Consider the following 14,908-nt stretch of genomic DNA (forward strand, 5'->3'; position numbering starts at 1 on the left):
ACTCGGCCCGAAGTTGTACCGGTTGTCGTGCAGCCGACGATCCACGTCGAAGCAACCCACACGGCGGCGGCACTCAAAATCACCATAATCAAAAACGGCTTGAATCCTTTCACGGTCTGTTCCTCCATGCCTCTCAAACTGAGCTATTGATCATCCCGAGTATGTACAAAAGTTTTGTTAATTTAACTTAAAGCAAGTTTAATATGCAAGGAAATTTTCCCTTTACCTCCTGTGAATAAACCATCTTTCAACGGTTGTTGCGCTGATCGTGATGCGGGTCAAATTTTCAGAGTAAGGAAAAGCGGAATCGCTGAGTCGTTGGCCGATTTCACAGGCCGCATCGATTCTGCCGGCGTTTTTGCGGAAGGGGAATCCGAAGCCGAAGGCAAAAATAACTTCACGAACCTGATGACCCAACGGGTCGATGAACGGCAGCTTTGAATAGCTTCCGCCGAATCGGAAAGCAATTCTTCGGCCGTAAGCAGCCAACGGATCCTGCGAATCCAGATACTGCAACCCAAAAGCCGCGCGACCGGCATCTCCGACTTGAGCAAATTTTTTACCGTCGATCTTGAACTTGTCCCACGATTCCTGCAGCCAGTCGAAGGCGAGGGTTATTTTGTCGAGATGAACTCCTAAGCCGGCGGCGAACTGTTCCGGATATTCAGCCTTTTGTTTGAGGGGATCAAGGTTGTATCCGCCGCCGCTGGTAATCAGTGTGCGGCTTTGTAAAGCTGATGGCGGAGCATAGGTCAGCCCGAGACTGAAATAGTTAACAGGCTGCCAGTAGATGCCGAAACGGGGGCCGGTTCCGGTAAAGTGCGAAAGCAAAGTTTCCTTTGTGTCCAAATAGGCCGGAGCGTCAAAGTCGGTTTTCCATAGTTCTCGAAACGAACCGAAATAGACATCGAAAACGGCGCCGACGGCAAGGTGCGGATAGAGCGCATATTGCAGTCCGATGGAGGCATTGTATATACCGCCTTTGGCGTCCAAGGTGCGACGCAGAAATCCGTCGTCGTAAGGTTGCTCATCGGCGGCAAGGAACGCACTTTGCGTGCGCGGTTGGAAGCCGAGGAGAAATGCGGGCTTTTTACCGAGCGGCAGCGCCATGAAAAAGCCGGTGGGACGCGCCTGCCGAGTTGCCGCGGTTTGATTTTCTATCGTAGGTGTAACGATCTCCATCTCCACACCGACCGAGACCACCGACATCCCTTTGAGGTCTTGGGCAGCAGGATTCATGGCATTAAGGGCAAGATAGCTGTTTAGAGCCAAGCCGCTGCCGCCCATGCCTGCGGAATAGGTCGACGTACGCCACTGCGGCAATCCGAGTCCGACGGAAGAATAAAAAGAGTCGGCATAAACACAACCAACCCAGGAAAGCAGGATCAAAGCACGTTTGAAGAGGCTGTTTTTCATAAGCATCCAAAAAGATTGTCCATATAATTAACGGCTGCCGCCGAATCGGGGTTCCGCGGGCAGAGAATAAGTAATCGTAAGCGTCGGCGCCTGCAATGAGTCGGATAATCCGGAATAAAACGCCGTCTGCTGCCAATTGCCGCCCTCATTGGTTGCGTAGATGAGAAAGCCGCAATTTGCATAGACTCCGGTCAGCCATCGCTGCACCGTTCGCGACACATACAGCACCGGCGAGTTGAGATTCGAACTACTGTCGTCGAACGAGAAAAGTTCTGCCGAGCCGACTGCCATATCGTACGGGACCGCAGAGGTGCCGATGACTTCGAGTTCATTGGGTTTTTCCCAGGTCGAGTCGTTTTTGACGGCGATGATGGAAACGGCCATCTGCCCTTCAACGGTGGTGTTGCTGTGATCACGGTCGACCTTGAAAGAAAGCAGCGCCTGATGGATGGTTGCGGATTTTGGGAGTGATGACAGATCAAAACGAAGCAGAAATCTGCGGCCGCTGCCGGCGCCGACGCGCAAAAGCGACGGCGCAAAATCGGGAGTCCCTTCGGCAATCGGATCTGCAAATCGCAGGAGCGAGGCATCTTTCGACAAAGCGACTACAGCCGTGTCGACTTGGCCGTCCGTTTTGCGAAAAACGATGCGGAAATTCGGCGTCAGCAGCGAAGCGTCGGAAGAAACAAACTGCGCCATCCCCTCGCCGTTCGCCTGAACGGCAATGCCGAAAAAGGTCGGAGTGGTCCGGTAATTATCGCGGATCCAGGCTCTCAGAAAGGATAGATCCGAAAAAGTCAAGGTGCTCCAACTGTTCTTTTTTACCTGCAAAGTCGCTTGAAAGAGCGGGGCATCGAAGGCTCCTTTCAGCGTGTCAAGCGTCACCGTGCTCTCTTCCCAGTTGCGGCGAATCGGCAGCACGGAAACCGGGATGGTCAGATTCGAATCACTCGCTGCATCGGAGTAAAGCTTGAGTTCCGCCCCAAGAATTTCAGCAGTCGTATCGAACTTGGATTTATTAAAGTTTCTGCAGTCCAATGCAATGCGGGAGGAAAGAGAATCGACTTTGCCGAGGAGAAGAGTACCGCGCGTACCGGCGCGAGGCGTCTTGCGGTATTCCGCGACGCGGACAGGGCGCAAGACGAGCGGCGGTCTAAGGCCGGATTTGCCTTCGCGATCCAACAGCTCGTAGGTGTTGGGCAACGGCTTGTTATTGGTGCATTGAAAAAACAGAAAAAGGGCTGTCAGAAACAGAACGATTTTTTTCATGAAGTTCCTATCAAGACTGGCTTTTGTTCACAAACACGCGCGCAGGCGCCCTTGGCTAACGAAGGGTTTCTTATCACGGTTCCCGTTGGATTGTAGTCTATGGAAATGGTTTTTGGGTCAAGCTTGAAGCAAAAAAGGGCAATTCTTTCAAATCGCCCTTTTGCTGATTGAATATAAAAGCGGAACCGCCTATTCTTCGTTTTCTTTTTCTTTCGGCTCTTCGCCGGCTTCCTTGGCTTTTTTCTTGGCTTTTTCTTCGCGCTTCTGGCGCTTCTTTTCGATCTTTTCCATCTTTAGATTTTCAAAACCGACCAACTCAAAAACCGCCATCGAAGCATTGTCGCCGCGACGATTGCCGATTTTGATGACGCGCGTATAACCGCCCTGCCGATCGGCGTACATCGGTGCGATGGTCTCGAACAGCTCTTTGACCAGCGCCTTGTTGCGGACAACGCGCAGAACTTGGCGCCGCGAAGCCAAATCTCCTTTTTTGGCAAACGTAATCAGCCTTTCGACCACGCTGCGCGCTTCTTTGGCCTTTTCCGTCGTCGTCGTGATGCTCTTGTGTTCCAAAAGCGAAGTCGCAATATTGGCCAGCATGGCCTTGCGGTGACTGTATGTTCTGCCTAATTTTCGTCCCGATTTTAGATGTCTCATGGATGCTTTCCTTTAGCTCGTCGCTCGGTCGTCTATTCTTCTTTCTTCTTTAAATATTTATCGACGTCCATTCCAAAATGAAGGCCTTTTTCGGCCAAGATTCGGTTCAGCTCCGTCAAAGATTTACGGCCGAAATTGCGAAATTTCAGCATTTCCTGCTCGTCACGACGCACAAGATCGGCGATGGTGTGAATGTTGGCCGCCGTAAGGCAGTTGTGCGAACGCACGGACAGCTCAAGCTCGTCGACCGGCATGAGCAGCAGCTTTTTGATCCGCAGCATCTCCTCATCGACCTCCGGCTCTTCTTCCACTTCGGTGTCGATGTCTTCGCGACTGATAAAGATTTGGATGTGGTCGCGCAGGATCTTGCCCGCATAAGAAAGCGCATCATCCGGCGTCAGCGTGCCGTCGGTAGTGATTTCGAGCACCAACTTTTCGTAATCGGTCTTTTGCCCGACACGCGTATTTTCAACGTGGTAGGAGACGCGGGTAACCGGTGTAAAGATCGAATCGATCGGAATCATGCCGATGGGCAGATCGCCGGTCTTGTTTTCCTCGGCGGGCACATAGCCTCTGCCGCGGCCCACCCGCAGCTCCATCTGAAAATCGGCGTCCTCATTCAGAGTGGCAATGTGCAGTTCGGGATTCATGACCTGAATCTCACTGGAGGCCGCCTGAATGTCCGCCGCCGTGAACTCTTTCGGCCCTTTCAAATGGAGGTTGATTTTATCCGGCCGCTTCTCCAGCGCTTTAATCCGCACCTGTTTAAGGTTCAGAACGATTTCCGCCACGTCTTCCTTAACACCCGGCACCGTGCTGAATTCATGCAGAACCCCTTCGATGCGGAACATGGTGATTGCCGCGCCCGGAATCGAAGAAAGCAGAACTCTTCTCAGCGCATTGCCGATGGTGACGCCGAAACCGCGCTCCAGCGGTTGGATGATGAACTTGCCGTAGGTTCCCGTAAAAGTCGACTCATCCAGTTCAATGCTCTCGGGCATTTGAAAACTTGGTAAAGCCATTTATTTTTTTCTCCGCTTGTTGGTTTTGACCTTATCAGGCTTTTAAAAAGCGAGCTATTTGGAGTACAACTCGACAATAAGCTGCTCGTTGACGTCCACGGGAATAGCGTCGCGGGACGGAATTTCGAGCACCGTGCCTTTCATCTGCGCCTTGTCCAAGGTCAGCCAGGGAACCATTTTGCCGTCGCGCACGCGCTTCATCGAATCATGGATGACATCCAGCTGCCTGCTCTTTTCCGCCACTTGAATTTCGTCTCCGGCCTTGACTTGGTAAGAGGGGATGTTGACGCTCTTGCCGTTGACTAAAAAGTGACGATGCAGTACCAACTGCCGCGCCGCCGATCGCGAAGGCGCCATGCCCAATCGATAAACGATATTGTCCAGGCGACATTCGAGCATCTTGAGCAGATTCTCACCCGTAATGCCCTTCGCCCGCTCGGCTTTTTCAAAGTAAATTTTGAATTGTCGCTCCAAAAGCCCGTACATGCGTTTGACTTTTTGTTTTTCGCGCAACTGTACGGCATACTCCGACTGCTTGAATCGACGCTTCTGACCATGCTGCCCGGGAACGTAACCCTTTTTCTCGAACGGGCACTTGTTGCTCGTGCATTTGGTCCCCTTGAGAAACAACTTTACGCCTTCCCGTCGGCACAGCTTACAGTCGGGGCCTGTGTATCTCGCCATAAAAAATAACCTCCTCTATCGTCACCCTTACGGGTTGCAAAAGTTTGCTCACACTTTTTTCGGCGCCGTCAGACACGCCGTTTCTTCGGCGGTCGGCAACCGTTATGGGGAATGGGCGTCACGTCGCGAATCGAAGTGATCTCCAGACCGGCCGCCTGCAGAGACCGGACGGCGGCTTCGCGCCCTGCACCGGGTCCTTTGATCAAAACGTCGACGCGCTGCAGACCGAGCTCCATGGCTTCCTTGGCCGCCCTTTCAGCGCATACCTGCGCCGCATACGGCGTGCTCTTGCGCGATCCTTTGAAACCGCATCGACCGGCCGTCGCCCAGGCAATCACGTTACCGTAAGGATCGGTCAGCGTGACATTGGTATTGTTGAACGTTACCTTGATGTGCGCGACGCCGTTGCTTTCGACTTTTTCGCGTTTGGTAACAACTTTGCTTTTCTTTTTAGGACTCAACGAACACCTCGTTAACTATTGATCAACCGAGCCTATGCCTGTTTCTTTTTGTTGATGGGAGTGCTGCGCTTGCCGCGTCTTGTTCGGGCGTTGGTATGCGTACGCTGACCCCGACAAGGCATGTTTTTACGATGGCGCAGTCCGCGATAGCAGCCGATGTCCATCAGCCGCTTGATGTTCATCTGCACCTCGCTGCGCAGAGCACCCTCGACTTTATAGTTCTCCGTAATCTCGTCGCGAATGGCCGCCACCTGCTCGGCAGTCAGCTGATGCACGCGCGTGTCCGGATTGATGCCCGTCTTGGCCAAAATCTTTTTGGCCGAAGACAAACCGATGCCCGCTATGTAGGTCAAGGCAATCTCGATTCGCTTTTCGCGAGGTAAATCTACGCCTGCTATACGAGCCAAAGTTCTCTCCTTTTAACGCTTATTATCCCTGACGCTGTTTATGACGCGGATTCCTGCTGCAGATCACCCGCACCTGTCCTTTGCGGCGAATGACCTTGCAATAGGCGCATAATTTTTTTACCGAAGATCGGACTTTCATTTTCGTTCACCTTTTATTCGCGTTTTTTATTTGTATCGATACGTAATACGTCCTCGTGTCAAATCGTACGGAGAAAGTTCGACCGTCACTTTATCACCGGGAAGGATTTTGATAAAGTGCATCCTCATCTTCCCGGAAATGTGCGCCAAAACTTTGTGTCCGTTTTCCAGCTCGACGCGAAAGGTCGCGTTCGGCAGCGTCTCGATGATTGTCCCATCGATTTTTATGCTCTCTTCTTTCGGCATAGCTCATAATCCGCTGGTTAAGATATCCGGGTCACCCTTTGTGATGACAATATCGTGTTCGAAATGAGCCGAAGGTTTGCCGTCCATTGTGACGACCGTCCAATTGTCATCCGCCGTGTAAACTTGATAGGTACCCGCATTAACCATCGGCTCGATGGCCAACACCATTCCGGCGCGCAACCGCACACCGTGTCCCGGGCGTCCGTAGTTGGGAACCTGCGGCGGCTCATGCATCGAAGTGCCGATCCCGTGTCCCACCAAATCGCGGACGACTGAAAAACCGGCAGCCTCGACGTGACTCTGCACCGCATAGCCGATGTCCGAAATACGATTTCCTTCCCGCGCCGCCTCGATGGCCTTTTCCAAAGATTCGCGTGTCACGCGAATCAAACGCTCCTTCTCTTCCGATACTTTGCCGACCGCAAAGGTCTTGGCGGCATCGCCGTAATAGCCGTTGAGCTCTACACCGATATCGACGCTGACAATCTCGCCTTCCCGAATGACTCGATCGCCGGGGATGCCGTGCACCACCTGCTCGTCGATCGACACACAGATGTTGGCCGGATAGCCGTTGAAACCTTTGAAGGCCGGCCGAGCACCATGCGAGCGAATAAAGTCGCCGATTTCCTCGTCCAAATCTTTTGTCCGCAGGCCGGGCCGAATCCGGCTTTCAGCCAATTTTAATGCCGCCACCACCAGCTGCGCGCTCTTGCGCAACAGTTCGATTTCCCGCGCACTTCGAATGTTGATCATCAGTGCTTTTGCAGCCTGTTCTGCAGCGCAATTATCTCCTGCCGCACCTCTTCGACCGGCTTGGAGCCGTCGATCGAATAAAGCTTGCCTTGTTTTCGATAATATTCTACCAGCGGTGCGGTTTTTTCGTGATAGACTCGCAGCCGGTTCCTAACTGTTTCTTCCTTGTCGTCATCACGCTGATAAATCTCGCCGCCGCAAACTCGGCAGCGATTGTCCGCCGGCGGCGGATCGCTGATCATATTATAATTCAATCCGCACTGTCGGCAGGTGCGGCGGCTCGTCAGGCGGCGAACGATCTCTTCCTCATCGACCTGGAAATAGACCACCGCGTCGATGCCGCCGTCGTTCTTGAGCAGATCGTCCAAAGCTTCCGCCTGCTGCAGCGTGCGGGGAAAACCGTCCAAAATATAACCTTTTGCCGCGTCGGGCTGCGCCAGCCTCTCTTTGATGAGCGCCAGAATAATATCATCGGAAACCAGGCCTCCGGCTTCCATCACCGCCTTGGCCTGTCGACCGAGCTCGGTACCGTCGGCAACCGCCTTGCGCAGGATGTCGCCTGTCGAAATCTGCGGGATACCGAACATCTGCGACAAAACGCTCGCCTGAGTTCCTTTGCCCGTTCCCGGCGCTCCTAAAAAGATATATCGCATCGTACCGTTCCGTTCCAATTAGAATCTTCGTCTGCCGCGAATCTTGCCGCTCTTGAGGAAACCGTCGTAATGACGCATGAGCAGATGCGATTCGATCTGCTGCAGCGTATCGAGCACCACGCCGACGACGATCAGCAGCGAGGTGCCGCCGTAAAAGCTCGAGAAATCGTAGCCGACGTTCGTAAAGCGCGTCACCACGTAGGGCATGATGGCGATGATCGCCAAAAAGATCGAGCCGGGCAACGTAATGCGCGTCAGAATATTGTCGATGAATTCGGCAGTCTTTTTGCCCGGACGTACGCCCGGAATAAAGCCGCCCTGTTTTTTCATATTGTCCGCCACATCCGTCGGATTGAAGGCAATGGCGGTATAGAAATAGGTGAAAAAGACAATCATGGCGCTGTAGATCAACCAGTAGGCCAGGCTCTCATAGTCGAACATACGGTTAACCGACGCCATAAAGTCGCTGTTGGGAAAAAACTGCGCAATGGTCTGCGGGATGAACAGAATCGACTGCGCAAAAATGATCGGCATAACTCCGGCCGTATTGACGCGCAAAGGAATATGCGTGCTCTGACCGCCGTAGATTTTACGGCCGATCACCCGCTTGGCATATTGCACCGGAATTTTACGCGTTCCCTGCGTCAATAAAATCGATCCGGCTACCGTGATGACGAACACGATCAGCAGGGCGATTTCGGTCATCAGCGTACGGTTGCCGCTGATGACCTGCTGAATTTCGTTGATGATCGAGTTGGGAAAGCGGGCGATGATGCCGACAAAAATAATCAGCGAAATGCCGTTGCCGATGCCGCGCTCGGTAATAATTTCACCGAGCCACATAATCAACACTGTTCCGGCCGTCAAAGAAAGCATGGTCAAAAGACGGAATCCCATGCCGGGATGCGGTACAACCAACTGGCCGCTGCTGCTTGCACCGATGCGCTCCAAAAAGATGCTGACGCCGAGCGCCTGCATGGCCGAAAGAAAAACGGTTCCGTAACGGGTGTACTGGTTGATCTTTTTTCGGCCCTGCTCGCCCTCTTTCTGCAGCTTTTGGAAATAGGGTATCACGGCTCCCAGAAGCTGCAGCACGATGGAGGCCGAGATGTAGGGCATAATGCCGAGCGCAAAGACCGTGGCGCGCTTGAAGGCGCCTCCGGCAAACAGATCGTACAGGCCTAAAAGCCCGCGCTGCGACTGCTCAAAGAACTCGATCAGCGCCTGTGTGTTTACGCCCGGAATCGGCACATGGCCGCCGATGCGGTAAACAATGATGATCATGAAGGTAAAGAGCAGCTTGCGCTTCAGTTCCGGAATTTTGAACGTGCTTCTCAGTCCGTCCATCATAGCGTCGTCACCTTGCCGCCGGCGGCTTGAATTTTTTCTACGGCCGATTTGGAAAATGCATTCGCTGTGACATTCAATTTTCGGGTCAATTCGCCGTTGCCCAAAATCTTGACCGGCTTGCTGCGGACCGAAATCAACCCGACCTGCTTCAATACTTCCGGAGTCACTTCCTCGACCTCAAGTCGATTGAGGTCGGCAACATTAACGACCTGATATTCGACGCGGTTGAAATTGTGAAAACCTCGCTTCGGCAGACGCCGCGAAATAGGCATCTGACCTCCTTCGAACCAGGTTTTGATCTTGTCGCCGGAACGCGAACGCTGGCCGTTCATGCCGCGGCATGCGGTCTTGCCGTGCGCTCCGCCGCGCCCGACCTTCTTGCGGTTCTTGCGGGAACCTTTTGCGTATTTCAAACTTGATAAATCCATTTTCGCCTCGACTGCTTGGTAGTTCGCTGACTGCCGACGACTAGGCCTTCTCGATTTCTTCCACTTCCACCAGGTGGGAAACGGCGTTGATCATTCCGCGAATGGACGGCGTATCGGCATGCACTACGCTATGATTCAACCGACGCAGCCCCAACGCCCGCACCGTATCCTTTTGATACTGCATTCGGCCGATCGTGCTGCGCTTCAAGGTGATCTTGAGCAACTTTTCTGCTTTCTGCTTTGCCATCGGATTGCTTCCTACAGATTATTCCTCCGCCTTTTTAGCGGCTTTGGGTTCGGTGTTGAACATCCGCATGATCGTCATATTGCGTTTGCGCGCCACGGATTCGGCGTCCATCATATTCTGCAGCGCCACCATCGTCGCTTTGACCACATTGTGCGGATTGGACGAACCGCGCACTTTGGTCAGCACATCTTTAATGCCCGCGGCTTCCATGATGGCACGGACGGCGCTTCCGGCAATCACACCGGTACCGGGCGAGGCCGGTTTGAGGAACACTTTACCGGCGCCGAACTTGCCCTCATATTCATGCGGAATGGTACCGTTGACGATCGGCACGCGCACCAGATTCTTTTTTGCGGCATCCGCGCCCTTGGCGATGCAGTCCGACACCTCATTGGCCTTGCCGAGACCCACGCCGACGATGCCGTTGCCGTTGCCGACAACGACTATGGCATTGAAACTGAACCGCCGACCGCCCTTGACGACTTTGGCGACGCGATTGACATGCACGACCTTTTCGGTCAGCTCCAATTCATTCGGATTGATTCTTTGAGAACGCTTAATGGCCATTCGACACCTTTATCCTTTGTCGCCTAGAAAATCAAACCGCCTTCCCGCGCACCATCGGCAAAAGCCTTGACGCGGCCGTGATAGAGATAACCTGCACGATCAAAGACGATTTTCTCGATATTTTTTTCCTTTGCAATTTTAGCAATCAGCTTGCCCGCCAACTTGGCCGCTTCAACCTTGCTCTTTGCCTTTGCCACTTGTTCGGCAATCTCCTTGCTCCGAGTGGACGCCGCAGCCAGAGTGATCTGACGAGTATCATCGATAATCTGGCCGTAGATGGCGCGATTGCTGCGGAAAACCACCAATCGCGGCCTCTCGGAGGTTCCGCGAATCTTTTTATGGATTCGCTTTTTCCGGCGTTCGCGCGCCAGCTGTTTGATTATGTTTTTGTCTGCCATGATGTTTGCTCTACAGTCCTTAGTCAGAGTTACAGTACCGAGTTCCTGTTATTTACCAGCCGACTTGCCCGCTTTGCGGCGCACCTGCTCGCCCGCATAACGGATGCCCTTACCTTTATAAGGCTCAGGCGGCCGCTGGGCGCGAATCTTGGCGCAGATTTGCCCGACCAACTCTTTGTCGATGCCGCGCACCACGATCACGTTGTTGCCCTCGGTAGCAAATTCGATCCCGGCGGGCGGCTTGATGAGAATATCATGCGAATAACCCAGCAGCAAAGCCAGATTTCGGCCTCTCATCTCGGCGCGATAACCGACGCCGACTATTTCCAACCTGCGCTCATATCCCTTGGTCACTCCCTCGATGGCATTGGCAATGAGCGTGCGATATAGACCGTGCAGAGAACGAAACGTCTTCGAATCGTCGGGCCGGCGGACCAACAGCTTGTCGCCCTCGCGCTGCAGAATCATCTGCGGGTGCACCCGAACGGCCAGCTCTCCTTTCGGCCCTTTGGCGGTCACCAAATTATCCTGCACGCTCAAAGTGACCGTTTCGGGAATGGGTATGGGTAATTTTCCTATTCGTGACACGATTGGCTCCTCGTCAAATGCATTCGCTGATTACCAGACGTAGCACAATACCTCGCCGCCGATCCCGCGTTTACGGGCATCCTGACTGGTCATAACGCCCTGCGAAGTGCTGAGAATGGCGATGCCGTAATTGTTAAAGACACGCGGCAGATTCTTGTGACCGACGTAGCGACGGTAGCCGGGCGTACTGACCCGCTTCAATCCGGAAATCACGCTTTCATTGTTCTCACCATAGCGCAGATAGATGCGAATGATGGACTGTTTGTTGTCCTGAATGATGATGTGATTCTGTATATAATTTTCTTCCTGCAAAATGCGCGTGATCTCCTTCTTCAGATTGGAGGCAGGAATGTCAACCTTGCGATGTTTTGCCCGCGTCGCATTTCTGATTCTGGTTAAATAATCTGCGATCGGATCCGTCTTTGACATTTATTTTCTCCCTAACAACTCAAAGTCGTGTTATTTTTCGACGTCTTGCAAAGTCTACCAGCTCGCCTTGACCAGGCCTGGAATTTTGCCTTCAAGGGCTAACTCGCGCAGACAAATACGGCAAAGACCGAATTTTCGGTAATAGCCGCGCGGACGACCGCACCTCGAACAACGATTGTGCTTTCTGACCTTAAACTTGGGCTCTTTTTTAGCCTTGTAGATCAAACACTTTCTAGCCAAGGGGACTCCTCTGTTGAAAAGTTACGCTTGTTTCTTTTTAACGAACGGGAGGCCGAATGCAGACAACAGCTCGTAAGCCTCCTCGTCGGTTTTTGCCGTCGTCACGATCGTAATATTCAAGCCGCGGATCTTGTCGATTTTGTCGTAGTCGATCTCCGGAAATACGATCTGTTCCTTTATGGAAAAATTATAGTTGCCGCGCCCGTCGAACTTGATCGGCAGGCCGCGAAAGTCGCGAATGCGCGGAATGGCGATGGTGATCAGACGATCGAAAAACTCGTACATCCGCTCGCGGCGCAACGTAACCATGGTGCCGATCGGCATGCCCGCGCGCAGCTTGAAATTAGAGATCGATTTCTTTGCCCGTCGCATGACCGGCTTCTGGCCGGAAATCTTCATCAAATCTTCCATCGCCGCGTCGAGCTGCTTGGGATTCTCGGTCGCCTCGCCCACGCCGATATTCAGGACGATCTTTTCCAATCGGGGTACCTGATGCACGTTCTTGTAATTAAACTTTTTCTGCATCAGGGGGATGATCTCCCGCCGATATTGCTCAATAAGCCTGGGAACGTATTTTTTTTCAGCCATGAGGTTAATCCGATCTCATCGTTTACTTGTTTACCAGCATTTCACCGCATTTTTTGCAGACGCGGACGCGGTTTTTGCGCCGGCGAATCTCATCGACGACCACCGTCTTTCCCATCCGCGAAGGCATATTGCATTTGGGGCAGATCACCATGACATTGGAGGCGTGAATCGGCCCCTCCTTTTCGATGATGCCTCCCTGCGGGTTTTGAGGATTCGGTCTGGTGTGCCTCTTGATGAAATTGACGCCTTCGACGATCACGCGCTGCTTGTCGGGAAAAACTTTGAGCACACGGCCTTTTTTGCCGCGATAGTTTCCCGACAACACAATCACCAAATCATTCTTTTTGACATGCATGGTTCGATCCGACCTTTCGAGATTTACAAAACTTCCGGCGCCAACGAAACGATCTTCATGAACTGTTTCTCGCGCAGCTCACGGGCAACCGGGCCGAAAATGCGCGTGCCCTTGGGCTCGCCGGCTTCGTTGATCAAAACGGCCGCATTGTCGTCGAAACGAATGTACGAACCGTCCTTGCGCCGTTTTTCGCGCACCGTTCGCACGATGACCGCCTTGCTTTTGTCGCCTTTTTTGATCGATGAATTCGGCAAGGCCTGCTTGACGGTGACAATGATAATGTCGCCCACCGACGCATAGCGCCGCTTGCTTCCGCCGAGAATGCGGATGCACATCACTTTTTTGGCGCCGGTATTGTCGGCCACATTGAGTCGCGTATATTCCTGTATCATTTCCGTATCCCTTCCGCTTGGGCTGACCGCTTATTTCGCCCGTTCAAGTATCTCGATGATGCACCAGCGTTTCCGTTTGCTCAAAGGCCTGCTTTCGATAATCTTGACCTTGTCACCTACGTGACTCTCGTTCCGTTCGTCATGAGCCATAAACTTGGAAGTCTTTTTGACGTACTTTTGATATAGCGGATGACGAACTTGACGCTCTACGGCAATCACACGGCTCTTGTCCATTTTATCGCTGGTGACGATGCCGATAATGACTTTTCTCTGACCTTGTCCCACAGGTTTTCTCCACTTACAAATTGCGTTAGGCGGTTTTGGTCTTCGCCAGCATGCGTTCGTGCAGTATGGTCTTCATGCGCGCAATGTCTTTGCGCAACGTGCGCAGCTTCATCGGATTGTCCAACTGATGCGTCGCATGCAGAAAACGCAGATTGCTCAACTCCTCGAGCGCATCTTCCAATTTGAGCTTCAACTCTTCGTCGTTGAGCTGACGAATTTCTTCTGCCTTCATTCGTTATTCTCCATGATCCGTTGAGCTGACAAACTTGGTTTTCATCGGCAGTTTGTGTGCCGCCAGCCGCAGCGCTTCGCGCGCCGTCTCCTCGGGAATGCCGTCCATTTCAAAAAGGATTCTTCCCGGTTTAACGACCGCCACCCAAAATTCCGGCGCGCCCTTGCCTTTTCCCATACGCGTTTCGGCCGGCTTTTTCGTCACCGGCTTGTCGGGGAAAATGCGGATCCATACTTTGCCGCTGCGCCGAACGAACCGCGTGACGGCAATACGTGCGGCTTCGATCTGCCTGGCCGTTACCCATGCCGGTTCAAGCGCCTTCAGACCGTACTGGCCGAAAGCCAGGCGCGATCCGCGCACGGCAACACCGGTCATGCGCCCGCGCTGTTGTTTACGATATTTGACCCGTTTTGGCATTAACATGACGCCGAATCTCCATCAAAATGACTATTTTTCCTGTTCCCTGAAAGGATCGCCGATGACTTCGCCCTTAAAGATCCACACCTTTACGCCGATCGTGCCGTAGGTGGTATAGGAGATGGCTTTGGCAAAGTCGATGTCCGCCCGCAGCGTATGCAAAGGCACTCTGCCCTGTTTGTACTGTTCGGTGCGCGACATTTCAGCGCCTCCCAGTCGCCCGGAACAGCAGATACGGATACCTTCGGCACCCATGCGCATGGCCGACATAATCGCCTTTTTCATGGCGCGGCGGAAAGATACTTTCCCCGCCAGCTGTGCGGCGATGTTTTCCGCCACGAGGGCAGCGTCCAATTCCGGCTGCTTGATTTCCTTGACATCCACCTTGATCTCTTTGCCGGTGATCCGCTGCAGCTCTTCCTTAAGCTTGTCAATTTCCGCGCCTTTTCGGCCGATCACAATGCCCGGCCGCGCCGTATGAATCAGGATGCTGATCTGCTTCGACGTCCGAGAAATGTTTATCTTGGAAATACTGGCGCGCTGCAGCCGATTTTGGATATATTTGCGAAGCATCAGGTCTTCGCTCAACTTTTCGGCAAAATTCTTTTCGTCGAACCAGAGAGAGTCCCAAGTGCGGATGACTCCCAGCCTAAAGCCGATAGGGTTAGTCTTTTGTCCCAAACCTT

The 14,908-nt window shown here is 53.0% G+C and carries 26 protein-coding genes; all 26 read right to left on the minus strand.

The window, feature by feature from the left end:
* Positions 1–222 precede the first annotated feature (222 nt).
* The 26 genes from ONB24_05365 to rpsC all read right to left on the minus strand — a co-directional run bounded on the left by ONB24_05365 (position 223) and on the right by rpsC (position 14,903).
* Positions 223–1,416 (minus strand): hypothetical protein, encoded by a 1,194-nt coding sequence (locus ONB24_05365; protein ID MDZ7315536.1) that lies wholly within the window; start codon positions 1,414–1,416, stop codon positions 223–225.
* A gap of 27 nt (positions 1,417–1,443) precedes the next feature.
* Positions 1,444–2,685 carry a DNRLRE domain-containing protein gene (locus ONB24_05370; GenBank protein ID MDZ7315537.1) on the minus strand — a complete coding sequence of 414 codons (1,242 nt, stop codon included), beginning with the start codon at positions 2,683–2,685 and terminating at the stop codon, positions 1,444–1,446.
* 189 nt (positions 2,686–2,874) lie between these two features.
* The gene (gene rplQ / locus ONB24_05375) at positions 2,875–3,342 is read right to left on the minus strand and encodes a 50S ribosomal protein L17 (GenBank protein MDZ7315538.1); all 468 of its coding nucleotides are present in this window, start codon (positions 3,340–3,342) and stop codon (positions 2,875–2,877) included.
* A gap of 32 nt (positions 3,343–3,374) precedes the next feature.
* Entirely contained in the window at positions 3,375–4,364 is a 990-nt protein-coding gene (locus tag ONB24_05380) for a DNA-directed RNA polymerase subunit alpha (protein ID MDZ7315539.1), read from the minus strand.
* 54 nt (positions 4,365–4,418) lie between these two features.
* On the minus strand, positions 4,419–5,048 hold the full coding sequence (gene rpsD, locus ONB24_05385; GenBank protein MDZ7315540.1) for a 30S ribosomal protein S4: 630 nt from the start codon (positions 5,046–5,048) through the stop codon (positions 4,419–4,421).
* A 68-nt stretch (positions 5,049–5,116) separates the two neighbouring features.
* Positions 5,117–5,509: a 30S ribosomal protein S11 gene (gene rpsK / locus ONB24_05390; GenBank protein MDZ7315541.1), complete on the minus strand. Its 393-nt coding sequence runs from the start codon at positions 5,507–5,509 to the stop codon at positions 5,117–5,119.
* Between the two features lie 32 nt (positions 5,510–5,541).
* On the minus strand, positions 5,542–5,916 hold the full coding sequence (gene rpsM, locus ONB24_05395; protein ID MDZ7315542.1) for a 30S ribosomal protein S13: 375 nt from the start codon (positions 5,914–5,916) through the stop codon (positions 5,542–5,544).
* Between the two features lie 22 nt (positions 5,917–5,938).
* The gene (rpmJ, locus tag ONB24_05400; GenBank protein MDZ7315543.1) at positions 5,939–6,055 is read right to left on the minus strand and encodes a 50S ribosomal protein L36; all 117 of its coding nucleotides are present in this window, start codon (positions 6,053–6,055) and stop codon (positions 5,939–5,941) included.
* A gap of 26 nt (positions 6,056–6,081) precedes the next feature.
* On the minus strand, positions 6,082–6,300 hold the full coding sequence (infA, locus tag ONB24_05405) for a translation initiation factor IF-1 (GenBank protein MDZ7315544.1): 219 nt from the start codon (positions 6,298–6,300) through the stop codon (positions 6,082–6,084).
* Between the two features lie 3 nt (positions 6,301–6,303).
* A complete protein-coding gene (gene map / locus ONB24_05410; GenBank protein MDZ7315545.1) occupies positions 6,304–7,053 on the minus strand; it encodes a type I methionyl aminopeptidase in 750 nt (249 codons plus the stop codon).
* A complete protein-coding gene (locus tag ONB24_05415) occupies positions 7,053–7,706 on the minus strand; it encodes an adenylate kinase (GenBank protein MDZ7315546.1) in 654 nt (217 codons plus the stop codon). Before ONB24_05415 ends, map begins: the two co-directional genes overlap by 1 nt.
* An 18-nt stretch (positions 7,707–7,724) precedes the next feature.
* Positions 7,725–9,056, minus strand: coding sequence for a preprotein translocase subunit SecY (gene secY / locus ONB24_05420; protein ID MDZ7315547.1), 1,332 nt, complete (start codon positions 9,054–9,056; stop codon positions 7,725–7,727).
* On the minus strand, positions 9,053–9,484 hold the full coding sequence (gene rplO, locus ONB24_05425) for a 50S ribosomal protein L15 (protein ID MDZ7315548.1): 432 nt from the start codon (positions 9,482–9,484) through the stop codon (positions 9,053–9,055). Before rplO ends, secY begins: the two co-directional genes overlap by 4 nt.
* A 40-nt stretch (positions 9,485–9,524) precedes the next feature.
* Complete coding sequence (rpmD, locus tag ONB24_05430) at positions 9,525–9,731, minus strand: 50S ribosomal protein L30 (GenBank protein ID MDZ7315549.1); 207 nt, start codon at positions 9,729–9,731, stop codon at positions 9,525–9,527.
* 18 nt (positions 9,732–9,749) lie between these two features.
* Positions 9,750–10,298, minus strand: coding sequence for a 30S ribosomal protein S5 (gene rpsE / locus ONB24_05435; protein ID MDZ7315550.1), 549 nt, complete (start codon positions 10,296–10,298; stop codon positions 9,750–9,752).
* A 23-nt stretch (positions 10,299–10,321) separates the two neighbouring features.
* On the minus strand, positions 10,322–10,696 hold the full coding sequence (gene rplR / locus ONB24_05440) for a 50S ribosomal protein L18 (protein MDZ7315551.1): 375 nt from the start codon (positions 10,694–10,696) through the stop codon (positions 10,322–10,324).
* A 48-nt stretch (positions 10,697–10,744) separates the two neighbouring features.
* Positions 10,745–11,284, minus strand: a complete 540-nt coding sequence (gene rplF / locus ONB24_05445; protein ID MDZ7315552.1) for a 50S ribosomal protein L6 — start codon at positions 11,282–11,284, stop codon at positions 10,745–10,747.
* 30 nt (positions 11,285–11,314) lie between these two features.
* Positions 11,315–11,713 (minus strand): 30S ribosomal protein S8, encoded by a 399-nt coding sequence (gene rpsH, locus ONB24_05450; GenBank protein ID MDZ7315553.1) that lies wholly within the window; start codon positions 11,711–11,713, stop codon positions 11,315–11,317.
* Between the two features lie 54 nt (positions 11,714–11,767).
* Positions 11,768–11,953: a type Z 30S ribosomal protein S14 gene (locus ONB24_05455; GenBank protein MDZ7315554.1), complete on the minus strand. Its 186-nt coding sequence runs from the start codon at positions 11,951–11,953 to the stop codon at positions 11,768–11,770.
* 21 nt (positions 11,954–11,974) lie between these two features.
* Positions 11,975–12,541: a 50S ribosomal protein L5 gene (gene rplE, locus ONB24_05460; protein ID MDZ7315555.1), complete on the minus strand. Its 567-nt coding sequence runs from the start codon at positions 12,539–12,541 to the stop codon at positions 11,975–11,977.
* 22 nt (positions 12,542–12,563) lie between these two features.
* Positions 12,564–12,896, minus strand: coding sequence for a 50S ribosomal protein L24 (gene rplX, locus ONB24_05465; protein MDZ7315556.1), 333 nt, complete (start codon positions 12,894–12,896; stop codon positions 12,564–12,566).
* A 23-nt stretch (positions 12,897–12,919) separates the two neighbouring features.
* A complete protein-coding gene (gene rplN / locus ONB24_05470; protein MDZ7315557.1) occupies positions 12,920–13,288 on the minus strand; it encodes a 50S ribosomal protein L14 in 369 nt (122 codons plus the stop codon).
* A 30-nt stretch (positions 13,289–13,318) separates the two neighbouring features.
* A complete protein-coding gene (gene rpsQ, locus ONB24_05475; protein ID MDZ7315558.1) occupies positions 13,319–13,573 on the minus strand; it encodes a 30S ribosomal protein S17 in 255 nt (84 codons plus the stop codon).
* Between the two features lie 25 nt (positions 13,574–13,598).
* Positions 13,599–13,805, minus strand: coding sequence for a 50S ribosomal protein L29 (rpmC, locus tag ONB24_05480; GenBank protein MDZ7315559.1), 207 nt, complete (start codon positions 13,803–13,805; stop codon positions 13,599–13,601).
* A 3-nt stretch (positions 13,806–13,808) separates the two neighbouring features.
* On the minus strand, positions 13,809–14,228 hold the full coding sequence (gene rplP, locus ONB24_05485) for a 50S ribosomal protein L16 (GenBank protein MDZ7315560.1): 420 nt from the start codon (positions 14,226–14,228) through the stop codon (positions 13,809–13,811).
* Between the two features lie 24 nt (positions 14,229–14,252).
* Complete coding sequence (gene rpsC / locus ONB24_05490; protein ID MDZ7315561.1) at positions 14,253–14,903, minus strand: 30S ribosomal protein S3; 651 nt, start codon at positions 14,901–14,903, stop codon at positions 14,253–14,255.
* Positions 14,904–14,908: the final 5 nt, after the last annotated feature.

Source organism: candidate division KSB1 bacterium (genome assembly GCA_034505495.1).
Classification (GTDB): Bacteria; Zhuqueibacterota; Zhuqueibacteria; order Residuimicrobiales; family Krinioviventaceae; genus Fontimicrobium_A.

Coding starts and splice junctions, on each gene's coding strand:
- infA (MDZ7315544.1), bottom strand. CDS start 6,300: ATGCCGAAAGAAGAGAGCATAAAAATCGATGGGACAATCATCGAGACG.
- rpsE (MDZ7315550.1), bottom strand. CDS start 10,298: ATGGCCATTAAGCGTTCTCAAAGAATCAATCCGAATGAATTGGAGCTG.
- rplP (MDZ7315560.1), bottom strand. CDS start 14,228: ATGTTAATGCCAAAACGGGTCAAATATCGTAAACAACAGCGCGGGCGC.
- rplE (MDZ7315555.1), bottom strand. CDS start 12,541: ATGGCTGAAAAAAAATACGTTCCCAGGCTTATTGAGCAATATCGGCGG.
- ONB24_05380 (MDZ7315539.1), bottom strand. CDS start 4,364: ATGGCTTTACCAAGTTTTCAAATGCCCGAGAGCATTGAACTGGATGAG.
- rplQ (MDZ7315538.1), bottom strand. CDS start 3,342: ATGAGACATCTAAAATCGGGACGAAAATTAGGCAGAACATACAGTCAC.
- rpmD (MDZ7315549.1), bottom strand. CDS start 9,731: ATGGCAAAGCAGAAAGCAGAAAAGTTGCTCAAGATCACCTTGAAGCGC.
- ONB24_05370 (MDZ7315537.1), bottom strand. CDS start 2,685: ATGAAAAAAATCGTTCTGTTTCTGACAGCCCTTTTTCTGTTTTTTCAA.
- secY (MDZ7315547.1), bottom strand. CDS start 9,056: ATGATGGACGGACTGAGAAGCACGTTCAAAATTCCGGAACTGAAGCGC.
- ONB24_05415 (MDZ7315546.1), bottom strand. CDS start 7,706: ATGCGATATATCTTTTTAGGAGCGCCGGGAACGGGCAAAGGAACTCAG.
- rpsD (MDZ7315540.1), bottom strand. CDS start 5,048: ATGGCGAGATACACAGGCCCCGACTGTAAGCTGTGCCGACGGGAAGGC.
- map (MDZ7315545.1), bottom strand. CDS start 7,053: ATGATCAACATTCGAAGTGCGCGGGAAATCGAACTGTTGCGCAAGAGC.
- ONB24_05365 (MDZ7315536.1), bottom strand. CDS start 1,416: ATGAAAAACAGCCTCTTCAAACGTGCTTTGATCCTGCTTTCCTGGGTT.
- rplN (MDZ7315557.1), bottom strand. CDS start 13,288: ATGATACAGGAATATACGCGACTCAATGTGGCCGACAATACCGGCGCC.
- rplR (MDZ7315551.1), bottom strand. CDS start 10,696: ATGGCAGACAAAAACATAATCAAACAGCTGGCGCGCGAACGCCGGAAA.
- rpmC (MDZ7315559.1), bottom strand. CDS start 13,805: ATGAAGGCAGAAGAAATTCGTCAGCTCAACGACGAAGAGTTGAAGCTC.
- rpmJ (MDZ7315543.1), bottom strand. CDS start 6,055: ATGAAAGTCCGATCTTCGGTAAAAAAATTATGCGCCTATTGCAAGGTC.
- rplX (MDZ7315556.1), bottom strand. CDS start 12,896: ATGCATGTCAAAAAGAATGATTTGGTGATTGTGTTGTCGGGAAACTAT.
- rplO (MDZ7315548.1), bottom strand. CDS start 9,484: ATGGATTTATCAAGTTTGAAATACGCAAAAGGTTCCCGCAAGAACCGC.
- rpsH (MDZ7315553.1), bottom strand. CDS start 11,713: ATGTCAAAGACGGATCCGATCGCAGATTATTTAACCAGAATCAGAAAT.